11 protein-coding genes and 2 pseudogenes are annotated in these 15,092 nt (G+C 72.5%); 8 read left to right on the plus strand and 5 right to left on the minus strand.

Annotated elements, in window-relative coordinates; genetic code table 11:
- Positions 1-615: pseudogene (locus VR45_RS48815) on the plus strand (hypothetical protein); the annotation flags it as partial.
- Between the two features lie 283 nt (positions 616-898).
- Entirely contained in the window at positions 899-1,585 is a 687-nt protein-coding gene (locus VR45_RS21175; RefSeq protein ID WP_159394289.1) for a DUF402 domain-containing protein, read from the plus strand.
- 629 nt (positions 1,586-2,214) lie between these two features.
- Here VR45_RS21175 and VR45_RS21180 read toward each other — a convergent pair.
- Together VR45_RS21180 and VR45_RS21185 are read right to left on the minus strand one after the other, a co-directional pair.
- Positions 2,215-2,721, minus strand: a complete 507-nt coding sequence (locus VR45_RS21180; protein WP_045941372.1) for a hypothetical protein — start codon at positions 2,719-2,721, stop codon at positions 2,215-2,217.
- A gap of 95 nt (positions 2,722-2,816) precedes the next feature.
- The gene (locus VR45_RS21185) at positions 2,817-3,281 is read right to left on the minus strand and encodes a hypothetical protein (protein WP_045941373.1); all 465 of its coding nucleotides are present in this window, start codon (positions 3,279-3,281) and stop codon (positions 2,817-2,819) included.
- 522 nt (positions 3,282-3,803) lie between these two features.
- Between VR45_RS21185 and VR45_RS21190 the strand changes: the two genes are divergently transcribed.
- Positions 3,804-4,994 carry a hypothetical protein gene (locus VR45_RS21190; protein ID WP_045941374.1) on the plus strand — a complete coding sequence of 397 codons (1,191 nt, stop codon included), beginning with the start codon at positions 3,804-3,806 and terminating at the stop codon, positions 4,992-4,994.
- An 84-nt stretch (positions 4,995-5,078) separates the two neighbouring features.
- A complete protein-coding gene (locus VR45_RS21195; protein WP_045941375.1) occupies positions 5,079-5,321 on the plus strand; it encodes a hypothetical protein in 243 nt (80 codons plus the stop codon).
- Positions 5,322-5,622: 301 nt separating this feature from the next.
- On the opposite strand, the gene VR45_RS42510 is transcribed toward VR45_RS21195, so the two are convergent.
- Positions 5,623-6,618, minus strand: a complete 996-nt coding sequence (locus VR45_RS42510) for a hypothetical protein (RefSeq protein WP_159394290.1) — start codon at positions 6,616-6,618, stop codon at positions 5,623-5,625.
- A gap of 1,050 nt (positions 6,619-7,668) precedes the next feature.
- Between VR45_RS42510 and VR45_RS21205 the strand changes: the two genes are divergently transcribed.
- The 4 genes from VR45_RS21205 to VR45_RS42515 all read left to right on the plus strand — a co-directional run bounded on the left by VR45_RS21205 (position 7,669) and on the right by VR45_RS42515 (position 12,907).
- The gene (locus VR45_RS21205) at positions 7,669-9,963 is read left to right on the plus strand and encodes a helix-turn-helix domain-containing protein (RefSeq protein WP_045941376.1); all 2,295 of its coding nucleotides are present in this window, start codon (positions 7,669-7,671) and stop codon (positions 9,961-9,963) included.
- Positions 9,964-9,969: 6 nt separating this feature from the next.
- Positions 9,970-10,524, plus strand: coding sequence for a hypothetical protein (locus VR45_RS21210; RefSeq protein ID WP_045941377.1), 555 nt, complete (start codon positions 9,970-9,972; stop codon positions 10,522-10,524).
- 1,058 nt (positions 10,525-11,582) lie between these two features.
- On the plus strand, positions 11,583-11,792 hold the full coding sequence (locus VR45_RS48820; protein ID WP_045941378.1) for a hypothetical protein: 210 nt from the start codon (positions 11,583-11,585) through the stop codon (positions 11,790-11,792).
- Between the two features lie 68 nt (positions 11,793-11,860).
- Positions 11,861-12,907 carry a helix-turn-helix transcriptional regulator gene (locus VR45_RS42515; RefSeq protein WP_052709247.1) on the plus strand — a complete coding sequence of 349 codons (1,047 nt, stop codon included), beginning with the start codon at positions 11,861-11,863 and terminating at the stop codon, positions 12,905-12,907.
- A gap of 138 nt (positions 12,908-13,045) precedes the next feature.
- Here the strand turns inward: VR45_RS42515 and VR45_RS21225 are convergent, their stop codons facing one another.
- A complete protein-coding gene (locus tag VR45_RS21225) occupies positions 13,046-14,140 on the minus strand; it encodes a hypothetical protein (protein ID WP_045941379.1) in 1,095 nt (364 codons plus the stop codon).
- 707 nt (positions 14,141-14,847) lie between these two features.
- Positions 14,848-15,092: pseudogene (locus VR45_RS21230) on the minus strand (hypothetical protein); the annotation flags it as partial.

The following is a 15,092-nucleotide window of genomic DNA, read 5'->3' on the forward strand; positions in this document are numbered from 1 at the left end:
CATATGAGGCGCCCTTTCCGGTTCGCGGGCGCGGCGGTTCTCCTGGCCGCCGCGGTCCTGGCAACGGCATGTACCGGTGACGGGGAGACATCCCCCGGAGCAGACGCCTCATGGGCCCTGGAGGGGCTGGCCGCCGTTCCGGCGGGCCTGCCCCTCCAGGGCAGTGTCGACGCACCTCCCGCCAAGGGCACCGCCAAGATCCTGGGCATCGCGGAAGTGCAGGGGGTCGACGTGGTCCTCGCGGTCAGGAACGACACCTGCGAGGTCTCGTTCCTGACGGCCCCACCCACCGGGGAGACGCCCACGGTTCGCGGCTCTGCCGGATCGCAGCGTCCTTCCGGCAGCGTCCACTCGGATGCTCACCAAGGATTTCCCGGCAACGTTCTCGCCGGAAAATACACCCAGGCGTCCACGCAAATTCCGCCGTTCACGTTCGTGGCCGTCGGATGCTCCGAAAAGGCCATGGCGGTGAGAATAGAGGGAGCGGGTGCCTCGGCCGAAGTCGGAAGCAGGGCGGGGGACTCACTAAGAGTATGGCGGGACGGTCAGGACATGGTCCTGACCGTCGGGAATCCTGAGGCGATTCACCGACCGGAACCCGGTCCCACCTCCTGACGACGCCAGGAACCGAACCGAGGGCGCCCGCTCGACGCGGCGGGCGCCCTCGGGCCCGTTCTCGACGATCCCCTGCCTGCATCCCCGTCTTGCCCGGCACCGCCGACAGCGGCCCGATACGGCTCCCGGCGATGACCGGCGCCTCCTGCAATCGGCAATGAACACCGACCGGCAGGTCCGCGGAGGAGCCAGTCGCCAGCTCCACGCGACAGCCGCCCCGGAAGCCTGCTGTGTCACTCTTTCGAGCGGACTCCCCGGCCTCATGGTTGGGAACAATGCCGCCGTGACCGACACCGACCTGCTCTTCCAACCCGGCACCACGGTGGTGCGCCGCGACGTCCACGCCGACCGGGTGTGGACCGCGATGCCCCAGCGGGTGGTCGCCGACACCGGCCACGTGCTGAGGCTGGCCTACTGGCCGGGGATCGAGAGCCTGGCCCCGACGACCTGGATCGCCTCGCTCGCGACCGGCGACGATACCGCCCGCAAGCAAGGCCTCGCCGACCTCGCGGCCGGCACCTGGACCCTCGGCCCCTACTGCTGGCACGGCACCGAGCTGCTGAGCCACTTCCTGGCCGGCGAGTGGTTCTCCGTCCACTGCTTCCAGGACGCGACCACGAAGGAACCGCTGCGCTGGTACGTCAACTTCGAGCGCCCCTACGAGCGACGCGGCCTCGGCATCGACACCATGGACCTCGCCCTCGACCTGGTCATCACTCCCGACCTGTCCGGACACCACTGGAAGGACCAGGACGAGTACGCCCAGCTGTGTCGTCTCGGGGTGGTCGACGACTACACGGCCGGCCAGATCGACCGGGCCCGCGGCCGGGCGATCGGCATGCTGGACGACCGCACCGGGCCGTTCGCCGCCGGGTGGCCCAGTTGGGAGCCGGATTCCTCCTGGCCGCTGCCGACGCTGCCGCCCGGTGCCGACGAGGCGGCCCCCTCGGCCATGCCGTACCGGGCATGACCGCAGAGGCGCGAAGGCCGGGTGAACCCCCGGCATTTGCGCTCGCCCCCCGGGGCCCGGTTGCCGGGGTGAGCATCGTCGACCGCCCGGTCGCCGACGCCGCCGACGGCATTGTGCTGCTGTCCGCGAACCTCGCCGATGCCGTCACCTGGCGGGCCTGGCGCTCGCCCACGGCTTTGCCGATCGACCGCTTGCCGACGGCGGGGGCGGGCGGTCAAGGGGCCGGCCACCACGGGGGAGCGTCGGCCGGGGCTCCCTGCCGGAGCCACCCGGCGGTGACGTGGGCGGCTTCGGCGATTGCTGCCAGGTCGTCGTCGGTGGCCTCGATCGGGCCGGTGCCGACGAGGACCAGCCGTTCGGTGGGCAGGTCGGGAACTCGCCAGCAGGCCACTACCAACGCGGCGGCGATGCGGGTCCCGACGTCCGACCGCCTCCGGGTCGGCGTGCGGGACGGCGAGGACCTCCGCGACCGTGCCCGGCACATCGTCGGTGTGGTGGGCCATCGGTGGCAGGCGGCGCGCTGCCCGGTAGGCGGTGATTGCCCGCCGCAGGCCGCCCGAAGCGCCGATCTTGCCGTTCTCCCCGCCCCGCCTGCGCGCCCACCAGATCCGGTCGGCTTAGACCGTGTCCTATGTGGTGATGCGGGCCAGGCCGGGTTGGTGGGTGTCGTCGTCGTGGGGTGCGATGAGCTGGGTCTGCTGGCTGGTGATGAGGAGGTCGAGGCGGGGTGAGGTGCTGAGGTAGCCGCCCGGTTCGCCGCGTAGGGCGACGGCGCCGCCGATAGCGGGGTGTGCGAGGGCATGGGCGGTGGCGTCGTCGACCCGTTTGACGGGCCAGGTAAGAGCGTGGGCGAGCTCTTCGGGGAGCATGAGCCGGTCGGCCAGGGCGAGGGCGTTGACGAGGCGTAGGGCGTCGTGGGCGATACCGGGGGGCTTCTTGACCGGTGGCTTTTTGCCGGGCGGGTGGGCGCGGGGGAGCGCGTAGAGGTCGTCGGACTCGCGCAGGATGTCGGCGGGGTGGAGGTCGAGGCGGCGCGCGATCTCGTGCAGGACTCGTACGGGCAGGTCGGGGAGTTCGTCGAGGTCGATCTGGTGTTCGTGGACGCCGAGGAGGTCGGCGAGCTGCCACACGGTCATCCCGGCGGCGTGCAGGCGTTCTTGGAGTGCGTCGGCACGTCGCACCGAGAGGCTCTTGTACCGGTGGCGTTTGGGGCCGCGGCGTTGCGGTGGTGTCACTGGCGCTCCGTGGTGGGCGGGTCGAGGTGGTGGACGCTCAGGCCCCGCTGGGCCAGCCAGTCGCCGTTTCCCTGGCCGAGTTGGTCGCCGTGCCGGCAGTGGGAGCGGTGGAGCCAGGAGATGTCGAGGTGGAGCCGGTGGCAGGTGCGGATGATCGCTTCGCGTAGGCGCGGGACGGGGCTGAGGACGCCGGGTTCGTGGGGGTGGATGAAGTAGGGGTCACGGGGGCGGGCGCCCTGGGTACGGCGGTAGAAGTGGTGGGCGGCGAGGAAGGCGCGGGCGTGTGCGGGCATGACCACGGGATCCGGGGTGCGCAGGGGGTCGCTCTCGCCGGGACCGGTGAATTCCTCACGGTCGCGCTGCTTGCTCCAGTGCGGGCGGAGGTACTCGTGTTCCTCGGCGGGCAGGTGCGGCAGATGGAAGAGGGATCCGTCGGGTGCGATGTCGTGGCACCGGATCATGTCGAAGCCGGTCGGGCCGGTGCCGAAGTACAGGGCCAGGGCGGTGGCGGCGCCGGATTCGGTGTCGGCCGACGTCCGCAGGGCGTGGGCGGTGTGCTCGGTGCAGATAGGTGGTGAGGGTGTGGGCGGTGGTGTCGGCCAAGCGGGAGGCGGCGTGCATCTCGCTCCGGTAGAGGTCGGTGACGCGCCGTAGGGCGGCGGTGGGCAGGGTACGGCGGCAGGTGGCGAGGAAGAGGGGGAAGTCCGCCATCGGCAGGCGCGGCCAAGCCTGTGCGGGCCGAGGGAGAGCGGCTTGCGGCGTGTCCGGCTGCTCGCCGGCCGGCAGCGGCAGGCACCGGTAGAAGGCGGCGGGGTCGAGCAGTTCCGTGCGGGCCTCGAGCGGGGACTGCGCCCGTATCACCACCGACCCACCGCGCCCCCCGAGGTGCGCACGCCGGGCCGGGCGGCCACTGGCCGCGCAGGTCCTGCAAGCCTGCCCAGCAGGGGAGTTGGGTTGTCGGTGCGGGCGGCTACGGTGCGCCTGTGACGCTGACGTCGATGCTGGACGCACCGCAGTCGCCGTTGAGGCGCTTCCTGGCGCAGGAGCTGCCGGACGTGCGGCGTCTGCGCGCGGCCTTTCGCGCCGCGCTCCCGCCGCACGCCCCCGGGGCAGTTGCACCGGGCACCGTCCTGCGCCGCCCGCTGGTGGGCACGGCGGTCGACCACCGGCTGCGGTGCGCGATGCGGGCACACGTGCCGCGCGGGCGCGCGGTGGAGCGCGGCGCCGAGGTGGCCGCCGATGTCCTGGGAACGGACCCCGCCGCGGCCCGGGCCGTGGTCGCGGCCGTCTCGCAGCTCCTCGAGGAACTGCAACACGCCGCGCTGCAGCACCGGTTGGACGACCGCACGCTCCCGCTGGTGCGCGCTCCGGCCGTCGAGGAACGCCTGGCACGGTTGTTCCTGGCGGCGGCGATCGCCGAAGAGGCGTTCCGCTGCCCGGACCCCTCGGTCAGTACTTTGGTGAGGTCCGCGCACCCCGGGTTCGACCTCGAGGACCTCCTCCACCTGGCGAGCGAGGACGAGGTCCGCGATGTCGTGCAGGTCGCCGCCGCAGCCGACCGCGGCCTGGCCGCACTGAGGGCGCACGCCGCACCGCAGCAGGTCGTCCTCGCCCCGACGTTCGAGGGCAGCGCGGACGTCGGGGGAGCGGACGGCGACTGGATCGCCGGCGGCCGGCTGATCGACGTCAAGACCACGATCCACCCCGGCAAGCTCCCCCTCACCGACATCTACCAACTGTGCGGGTACGCGCTCCTCGACTACCACGACGCCCACCGCATCACCCACCTCGGCTGGTACACCGCCCGCCCCGGCGCCACGATCCTCTGGGACACCCAGGAGTTCCTCGCGCTCCTGGGCGCGGAAAGGACCTTGCCCGAACTGCGCGAGCGCACCGCACACCTGCTGCGGGGAGACCGGCACCGCCGGCCCCAAGTCCCCAGCACGCAGCCCGACACCGCCCGCAGCAACCCGGCACCCACGGCCACCCCGGCAACGGCGAAGGCCTGCGCACCGCCGGCCACCAAGGCACGGCCCGTCATGCTCTCCTGGCAGGAACCCGACCCGCACCACCCCGGACAACTGCTGTGCGGGCAGGCCCTGATCCACGACACCACCACCCGACCGGCCGACACCACCCGGCTGTACACCCGCACCGAGATCCTCGACCGCTGAGGAAAGAACGGCACCCACATCAACCCACCCGACCCACAACTCGCCACCTGGGTACAACGCTTCGACCTCACCACCAAGGACGCCATGCTGCGCACCATCGGTTCCCTGCGCTCCATGGCGGGCACCGTCGGCGACGTCCACGGGTGGGGCGAGTGGTCACTGCCGGTGTTCGAGGCGGCCTGCGCACGCCTGTTCCGCTGGTGGACCTGGAGACTGGAGCAGCTGGACGAGGCAGGCCGCGCCGAGATCGACGAGCAGGTCCGCGCGCTCGACCGCTGGTGCCGGGTGATCTACGACGACCGGGAGATGGAGGGGGCGCGGGACTGACCCGGACGTCGGGGCGAGGAAGCGACGGGGCGTGCGGCGGCCTCGTAGAGGTGGCGCTCGGAGCCCCGCCCCGGGCACACCAACGGCTACGGCGGGACGTGGTCCAGGTCGTACCTGGTGATCTCGGCCGGCGGAGGTGTCCCGGACGCGACAGACGATGTCCGGTGTGTCGACGCAGGCACCGGGGTGTGTGCCGCGCTCAGCGGCGGGCCCGGCCCGCATCCCGGTGAGCCGTCCAGGTGTGCGTCGATGCCGTTCCTCGGGCCGGGAGACGTACTGTGTTCGGCGGTTGCCCGGGCGGTCACACGTGCGGCGGTGCCGGTGGCGGGGCGCACGGTTCGCGGACGACGAGTGCGAGGTGTTCGGCGAGAGCGTCGATGGTGGCCGCGTACGTGTCACTGACGTTGTACAGCGCCTCGTGTACGTCCCGGCGCATCTCGTTGCTGATGCACTCGGCCACGATCTCCTCGATGGGCCGCTGCTGGATCTCGGCCCTGCGGCGCAGGAGCCCGGCAGTCCGGTCGGCCAGTCGGACGGTCACGGTCATCTCCGTGTGCTCCTCCGCAGCACCGTCGACGGTGTCCGCGGGTGCTGACGGCGGTACCCGGCCGCCTGCGGGCACAGCGCCTTCGTCCCGTGCAGTGCGCTCCGTGGGCGCCGGGTGCACCGTCCCTGTGCCGGGATCGGGTACGTCGGGTGGGGCGGCGGTGTTCGTCTGCGGGCTTGGGGGGAGTCGGTCGAGCCAGTCGCGGGCTACCCGGGCTGCGCGGCGGATCACCTGCTCGTCGGCCCCTGCGCGGGTGTGCACCCCGACGATCCGGTTGATGCGGGCGTTGACATCGCGGTGTGTGGTGCCCGTGGCCGTGACGAGCTGGTTCACCATCGCGTTGAGCCGCATGCGCGGCTCGGGCCCGGTGTCGATTTCATCGTTCCGGAGCGTGTCCGGCTCCTCGTCGTCCCATGACTCCGGTTCCTCGCACTCGCCGCAGATGTCGAGGATTCCGTCGACCTCGACCTGGCCGCACATGAGGCACACGTAGCCGTCGCAGGCGGCGCACAGGCTGGAGGCGCTGTCCGCGTCGCGGCCCCAGGCGCGTTCCTGGGAGATGCACCCGCCGGTGCACGGCCGGGCGATGCGGCGCGCCACGGCCGGGGCCGGATGCGCTTGCTGGCCCTGCTCGTCGCGCGCGGCCGCCTGCGCCGCCCATCGGGCCGCGGACTCGGCGCCCGCCCGGGCACGGGCCTCCTGGCAGGCGGCCCACTCCGCCGGCGTGAGATGGCTGGCGCACGCGACCACGGGGGCGGGGAGATCGTCGTAGCGCGGCCACTCGGCAGCCTCCCGGCGGCACAAGCGCCGGGTCGTCCTGGCCCGACGGGTACACGTCGGCATCCCGCACCTCCCATCCGGTCATGCGGTCGGGCATCAGTGCGTTACTGAGCGGGTTCCCCAACCTGCGGCAGCATAGGAACCCGGACCGACAACTCGCGGCGGTGCCGGGGCGCCGGTTGTCTCGATCGCGACGGCCGGGACCCCGGGCAGACCGCGGGGGAGGGTAACCGGCAGCACACAGAGCTGCGGTGCTCACTGCAGGCCGCCCCGGTTCGGCCGAAACCTGTTGTCGAACGTATGGCTGTACGGACGGTTGCTCATAGTTCATTGACCGTCCCGGCCTCCGGAGCTGCGGTATGTGAAGCCGCGCCATCCGGCGCTTGCGCTCGCCCGCCGTCCCGGTGCGCCGGTCGACGGGGATGTCGCTCGCCGAGCTGTCGCAGGAGTCCGGCCGCAACGAGGGGGTCATCGCCTCGTGTCTGATCAAGCTCGACATGCAGGGGCCGGCGGTCGAGGAGGCCTGGGACTTCGGCGGACGACCGTCCGCGGCACCTCGGGCGGTCGTCCCCGACCGGTGCCGTGCCGCGAACGCGCCTTCGACCGGCAACGGGGAGGCGGGTCGGGTGCCTGCCCGTCCCCTGTTCGGCTTCACGCCCGGGCTGTCCGCAGGACCGGTGGCCCTGCCGCAGCCCCCGGCCGGGCAGCGGCGGAGCGCTCGTGGGGGAGGAGCCGAGGCGTCAGCCGGGGGTACGGCGCCGTCCGCTCCTCGTACCGCTGCCCGTCGGCCGGCGACGTGCAGACGAAGTCCTCCTCGAGGCGCGCGGGTCGGCGGGCCGGGGCCGGTGCGCCCGGGCGCGTACCCCGGCGGCCGGCCCGACTCCGCAGCCTCCTGGAAGCACGGGCAGAGGGCCGTCCGCCCGGGAACAGCACTCCGGAATGGTTAAAGTCGAGGGTTCATCGGGGCAGATAAGAAATGTGGCTAACTGCGTGTTAGATTGGGCTCCGGAGGTGAGCACCATGCCCACGCAGGACGAACTGTTCGCAGCAGTGGACGCACTGCTGGCGGGGGTGGAGCCCGGCCCACGACTGCCGGACCCGGCCGAGCGGGTGCGCCTGCGGGAGGCGGCCGGGGTGACCCAGGCCCAGCTGGCGAAGGCGCTGCAGTCGACGGTGCAGACGGTCAAGAACTACGAGAACGGCCGCAGTGCCCCGAGGCCGCCGCGCCTGGAGGCATACGTCAGGCTGCTCGAGGGCTGGGCGGCGAAGTACCCCTCCGGGGCCACCGCCCCGGCCGCCTCCACCGTCGACGAGGTCCCCACGGCCTTCACCCCGCCGCCGCCCGTCCCTGCCCCGCTCCCCGTGCAGCCCGCCCCGACCGCACCCGCGCCTGCCGCCGACCCGGCCAGGGAAGCCGCCGGGACCACCGCGCCCGCACCTGTGCCCGTGTCCGCTGCGCCGCCCCGGCGCCCCACCACAGATCCCGGCGACGAGCCGCTTCGCCGCCCGGCACGCCCGGCGGCCCCGTACTTCGACGGCCAGTTCCCCAACGGCCCGCTCGCCGTCCTCGACGGCGACGGCACCGCATACGGCGTCGGCGGCCTCGTCCTCCCGTGCCCGGCCACCACGCTTCCACAACTGGCCCTCTGGGCGCTGACCGAGTCCGGCCTGGGCACCGCCCGGCTGCACCGCAACGGCAAGGACGGCGACCCGCTGATCGTCCTCACCGCGGAGGCCGCCGCCCGCTTCGGGCTGCCGGCCACCCTGGACGACGACCCGGCCACCCGCCGCACCCAGCGCCTGCCCGAGGACCACAAGGTCGTCAAGGCCCTCGCCCGCTCCAAGTGGCAGCTCACCCGCCGGGGCTTCGGCCCCTGGGCCCGCATCTACAGGCCGGTCAAGGACGGGCGCCGCCAGTGCGTGCAACTCGCCGTCCTGCCCTGGCGCGCCCTGGACACCCGCGCCTGGGGCGACGCCGACCGGCTCCCCGCCCCGGACCTGGCCCGCGTCCTCGGCATCTACGCCCAACGCGTCATCACCCCCCGCGGCTCCACCGCCACCTGCGGCCTGGAACTCATGACCGCGCTGCGCCCGCCGACGCGCGCGGTGCGCGACGAGGCCACGGGAGGGTGGGTGTCCGGGCCCAACCCGGGCGCGCTGACCGAGGTGGTCCGGGCGGCGCCGCCGGAGGTCCCGGCCGAGCATCCGGCGGCGCAGGGCTGGGACGGGGGGTTCCTGGACGAGGAGTCCTACCAGTGGATCCGCCCGGTCGAGACCCTCTCGGAGGCGGAGATGCTGGAGCCGTTCGCGGTGGGCATCGACATCAACACCGCCTACCTCGCGGCCGCGAGCCGCCTGGCGGTCGGACTCTCGGGCCCGGTCCACGTCCACCGGCCCGCCTTCGACAGGAAGGTCCCCGGCTCCTGGCTGGTCGACCTGTCCCACATCCCCACCGACCCGCGCCTGCCCTCCCCGTTCACCCCCACCGGCCGGCCCCCGACGGGCCCGGCCTGGTACGCCACGCCCACCGTCGCCTACGCCCTCGAGCTCGGCCACGACGTCGCCCCCGTCGAGGCCTACCTGCGCGAGCAGTCCGGCGCCTACCTCGACCCGTGGCACGACCGCCTGCGCGAGGCCTACGTCACCACCATGGCCGAGGCCGGCATCCCGGTCGACAAGGACACCGACGAGCGCGCCTTCCTCGCCGCGATGACCGCCCACCGCCTCCTCAAGGACGCGGGCGAGGACCTCGACGCCCTGCGCCGGGCCCTGGCCGCCGAAGGCCTGGGGCACCTGGCCGCCCTGGAGGACGACCGGCTCGCCGCAGCCGCCTGGCGCCACCACCAGATCGCCATGGTCCTCTCTGCCGTGAAGTCGACGGTGAAGTTCGGCATCGGCAAGCTCCGCGAGCGCCCGCAGGGCCTGGACTACCGGCCCGGCGAGGCCTGGTCGGCACTGGAACGCCCGACGTGGCGCCCCGACATCCGGGCCGCCGTCATCGCCAAGGCCCGCGTGAACATGCACCGCAAGATGGCCAACGTCGCCCGCGCGAACGGCCGCTACCCGCTCGGCGTCAACAACGACTGCGTCGTCTACGCCAGCCCCGGCCCCGGCCCGCTGGACTTCCTGCCGCTCACCGGCTCGGGCAAGGGCGTGCTCCCCGGCACCTTCCGCCTCGGCGCCACCCCGGGCCTGTCGAAGGTCGAGGGCGTCCAGAGCATGCTGACCGTCGTGGACTGGCTGGAGGGCGAGCAGTCGATCAACCCGGCCCGCCACATCAAGGGCCACGACTCCACCGCCGTCGAGGGGAAGTAGAACGCCATGGAGGAGATCGGCGACGCCCTCGACCGGGCCGCGCCCAAGCACTTCACCCGGCCGCTGCCGAAATCCGCCCAGGCCCGGATGCGGGCCCTGGTCAAGGCCGTCAAGGGCGACACGGCCGTCGCGGCCGCGCGCCTGGGCGTGAGCCGACGCACCGTCGAGCGCTACCTCAAGGGCCAGCGCAAACACCCCCGCGCCGCGCTCCACGAGGCCCTGGAACGCGAACTGCACAAGGTGTGGCAGCCCGGCGTCCGCCGCAAGGCCCGCCGGCGGGCTGCCGGCACCGGCGGCATCACGGTGGAGGTGCGGGCCTACTTCGGCTTCACCGCCCCGGCCGGCACCAGCGACTCGGCCCGCCTGCGTCCGCTGACGGTCCGTCTTCCCCCCGCTTACGCGGAGCGCCTCTTCGCCGCCCAGGACAAGGGGGAGGACGAGGACAAGCTGCGCGAGATCATGGCGGAGGGCTTCCAGGAGGTCTACTTCAGGCAGGGCGGACGCGCCGCAGGCCTCGAGGTCGAGTTCACCGGTATCGAAGCGATCGACGTCGCCTACTGAACACGGACACCGTGCAGGCCCGGATGCTGCGCCGTGCCTGCCAGTCAGTCAGTTCGCCGCCTCGGCGATCGTGGTTGTCCGGCCGACGGCGGCCTTGGCCCCGGATTCCCCCCGTGCCACCCCGGACGCGGTCCGGGTCGCCGGCTTCCCGCCGTGACCGGACGTCACCTCCATCTCGCCCGCCGGGCAGGCCGGGCCGGTCGGGACGCCTGACGCACTGTGGTCACAGGGGCCGGTGCCGGTGCCGGTGCTGTGGGAGTGTGGCTTCCGGGTATGGCCGACACTGCCCCTGTCCCCGGGGAACAGGAAATCTTGCGGCCGACCGATCAGAAAACGGCTTTCCCGGCCCAGGTCGTGCCGAAGATTTTCCTGCGGGGCCGACGGCCCAACGGGTGGGAAGGATCTGACGGGCCGGCGGACCCGGTCGTGCGGCGGGTGGAGCCCGTCGGCCTCCGCCCGGAACGAAGCCCGACTGTCCCGGCGTCACCGGAGTCCGCCTTCGTACAGGGTGAGTACGGGGAGCCGCTGGGCGGGGTCGGTGCGCGGGCTGGGGTACCCGCGCCGCGCTCTTGTGACGACCTGGCCGATCGGCCGGGGTATGCCGATCGGCGGCATCCGCACGCGGGTGCCGCCGATGGTCTCTGGGGCTTCCGCGGCAATTCGGAAGGACCCCCATGGGGGTGGACGGGCGCCCGGATCAAAGGGAACGCGTCACAACTGACGCCGGCGGCCGGGCCGCGGGCTGTCGAGGATCCATTGGTACTCCTTGTTTCCGAGTTTTCCCTCCCGCAACAGCCAGTTCGTACGGATCCGTACGTCAGGCGAACAATCCCAGCGACGACCTGCACTACTGTGCCTGTTGTTTGCTTACCGGCAACACTCCCACCACGCTGTGCCCAGCACGGACGCGCAGTGCACCGGCCGCTGGAGCCGAACGATCCGGGAAAACGACACCCCTGAAATGGTCCTGACGAGTCGTCATGCCATGCCAGAGTTGATGTCACGGCCCGGGCGGCAATCCCGGGCCGCAACGCATCACAAGCCCGGATCAAAGGAACGTGACCACCGTGAACACCCTCCCCACCACCACTGCACCCTCCTGCCTGGACATCGCGCTGCCCTCGGGCCGGCACCTGGCCGTGCCGGCTGTCCTGCCGCTCGCCGTAATCGTCATCGTGATCCTCGCCTGCGGCCACGACATCGCCTCCGCGACCGCCGCCGTCGTCGCGATCGGCGCCGCCGCCCGCGACCTGGCTCGCACCAGCTGACCCCTGACCCCGGCCCAGCGGGGGCGCCCCAGCACGCGGCGCCCCCGCTCGCAGGACAGGAGAAGCGCGTGCCCCGCCCCGAGAACCCCATCCCCCTGGACGCCCCGTACCGGGTCTTCGCCGAGCAGTTGCGCACCCTGCGCCGGACTGCCGGGAACCCTACTCTGCGGGCGATCGCACGCCAGGCCGGCTACGGTCCGACCGTGCTGTCCCAGGCCACCTCCGGCCAGCGGCTGCCGAGTCTGGACGTCACCCTCGCCTACGCCGTCGCCTGCGGTGGCGATCACGACCACTGGCGCGAGCAGTGGCTGATCGCCCGGCACCAGGACGAACCCGCCAACCGTTACCGGGTCCTCAACCAGCCGCGTACCTCACACGGCGTTCGCACCGTTCCGGGCTTCCTGCAGGCTCTGCGCGAGCTCAGGATCTGGGCGGGTAGCCCCTCCTTCCACGCTATGGCGCGCCGTGTCCAGGTAGCACCGTCCACCCTGTGCGAGGCCGCCAGCCCCGCCCGCATCGTGCTTCCCACTGCATATGCCGTCCGCTCATTCGTCGCCGCGTGCCTGCCCAACTCCGCACCGGACTCCAACGAGGTGAAGGCTTGGCTCGCCACGTACCACCGCTTGCGGGCTCAGGAGGAAGCCCGGCGCCCACCTCGTCCACAGGACGACGGCGGCCCCGGTGCGCCCGGCGTCGCCGTGCCCGTGGCAGCCGCCGATGCGCCGTTCGACGAGAGGGATAAACGGAGTTGGCCGATGGTGGACGGCATCCCGGCGGAACGGGCTGCCTTCGTCAAGACGTTGCAGCAGGCCATGGCCGGCACCGAACTCTCTCAGCGCCAACTCGCCTCCCTGAGCAACTGCAGCCCGGGGACCCTCTCGCGATACCTCCGCGGATTCCGTCTCCCCACGCTCTGGAACCTGGAGGGCCTCATCGACGCCCTTCAGTGTGCCGGCGCAGATCCCGACCTTCTCGAGCAGCTGCCGGACCTGCGAGTGAACGCCGAGAAATCCACTGCCCGGGACAAGCGCCTGATCGCGGACCTGATCCGCAAGAACCGCGTGCTGCGCGAGGAGCTCGCCCGCGCCCGGGCTTCCCGGAGCGCCGCAGCCTGACATAACCTCATTCATGTCCAGCCGGGTGGCGGAGATGAGGTGGACTTCCTCGAGCCGGGCGGCGGGCTTCCCGGATGTCGCCGGGCCCGCTGGATCGAGGGTGGAAAACCCGGCATCGCCGCCGGCCACCCCGTCGGGTCAAAGACGGACATGCGTCGCACGTGCCAGAAGGGCTGACCTGCCCGGGCGTGGCCCACTGTTTCGCTGTTCGCCGCCGACCGCTCCCTGGTACTCGCGCTGCGATCGTTCACCGCTGCGGACGCTTGGCCCGCCATTCGGTGAGTGCGGCGAGGGCCGCGTTGGCTCGTTCGATGTCGCTGGCGAAGGCGCCTGCTCGCAGGAGGGACCAGTCGGTGGTGATCTCCTGCTGGATCTCGGCGGCCAGGCCGTTGCGGTCGTAGCCCCACCAGTGGTCGAGGAGGAACTCTCCGGGCAAGGGCCGCGGCGCCAGTCGGTGGCGGTGTCCATGCCGACGAGTGAGGCGAGGAACTGGAAGCGGACGCTCGCGGCCTCGAACGCGCGGTCGTCGGGTTCGATCGCGAGCAGGGGCTCGCGGACGGCCGCGTTGAGCAGCCTGCTGTGGGGATAGATGAACCTCCCGCCGTCCTCTGTGTGGCTGACGATGTGGATGCTGTCGCCGTACAGGACGTTCCAGGGGTTGAGGTACCAGCTCGGCTCCTCACGACGGCGGCCGTCGGTCGGCGGTGTCCAGACCGGCTTTGTCAGCAGGTCGGCGATGAACTCCTCGCGGTGGGCGAGGACGGCGGCGATGCCCATCGTCCAGGTGGCGAGCAGGGCGGGGTAGTGCCGCAGCTTCTCGAAGTGCTCCTGGTAGCGCCCGGGAGGAGTACCGCGGGTCGTGGCGAGCCACAGCGCGTCGTGAGTGCCGTCGTCGTGGAAGACGCCGGCCGCCAGGAGGTGCAGCAGCGTGTCCGTATCGGTCCTGTAGCCCTCGACAGCCTGCCCGAACGCGTCGTTGTCACCGAGCACTGGGTGCTCGGCCGCTGCATCGACGACCTGCAGAGTGTGCCGCTGGACCAGGTCGAACAGGTCGATCCGTCGCAGCGGGTCGGGCAGCGCCTTCTTCAGCTGGGCGACGGCCATGTCCCGGCTGACGGGTGGCGCCGACATGCGGTCCAGCGCCTCCAGCCGTTTCTCCAGGTCGGTGAACAGCTCGTCCGCGTCCAGCCGTCGGCGCGACCGCCCGGGAGCCGCCAGCCGGGTACGGGCCACTCGGGCCGGTGGTGGGTTCGGTCTCGGAGTCCTCAGGGATGACGGGGCAGGCACGGGCCGGTTCGGGGCAGGTGTGGGGGGCGCCGTCGTCGAGGACCGGCGCGAGCTGTTCCGCGCCCGCTATGGTGCCCTGTCCGAAGGGGTAGAGCGACGCGCCGTACCGCCCACAGGCCCTCGCCATGACACTCGCCCCGACCGGTACCGCAACGCCGTCACCGGCCGCACCCGATTCGGCCGCTCACGCCCCGCGTCACGGACGCCCCGACCGTCCACGGCCGCCGGGCCGGGCCCACCGCCCCGGCGAAGCTCCGCCCCGGTACCGGTGGTCGGCGGCGGTCCCCGGTACGGCGGCCCCACCCACAGCACCACCGGGCCGCCGGCCCGGCGTCATGGACCTGAAAGCGCTGCGCCGTCCACGACCGGCGACCGGGGGAGCAGGAAGGGCAGGCACAGAAGGTCGGCTCGGTGGGGACCGGCGGGGCAGTTCCACAGGGCCTGGGGCCAGGAGCAGAGAGTTCGGGGCCGCACTTGGTGGGCGATCAGCAGCCGCGGACGGCGCGGGAGCGCACCGAGCCGCTGGACCTTCCACGTTGGGCGCACGTCCACCTCGGCCGCCTCGTACGGCGCCCGGCCGGACACCTCATGCATCGGAGCCAGGGTCCGGGCCCGTTGCGCCTGCTCCGACCGGTCCGGCGTCTCCTGGTCGCTCAGGCGGTGGGGCCGGAGACAGGGGACTGGTTGACGTGGTAGATCCGGTTCCGGAGTTCGGTCTCGGCCCAGTCCAGGTCGGCTCCTAGGTCGAGCCAGACCTGGTCCTTGCGCTCGCCCGGCCGGTCGAGTCCGACGGCGGCCCAGGAGAACGCGCCCTGGAGGATCTCCCGCTTGCGTCCCGGGCTGATGACGGAGAGCGCGAAGGACACGGCGATGCCGGCCCGCGTGACGATCATGCGGT

This window comes from Streptomyces sp. NRRL S-495, from assembly GCF_000966955.1.
Taxonomy (GTDB): Bacteria; Actinomycetota; Actinomycetes; order Streptomycetales; family Streptomycetaceae; genus Kitasatospora; species Kitasatospora purpeofusca.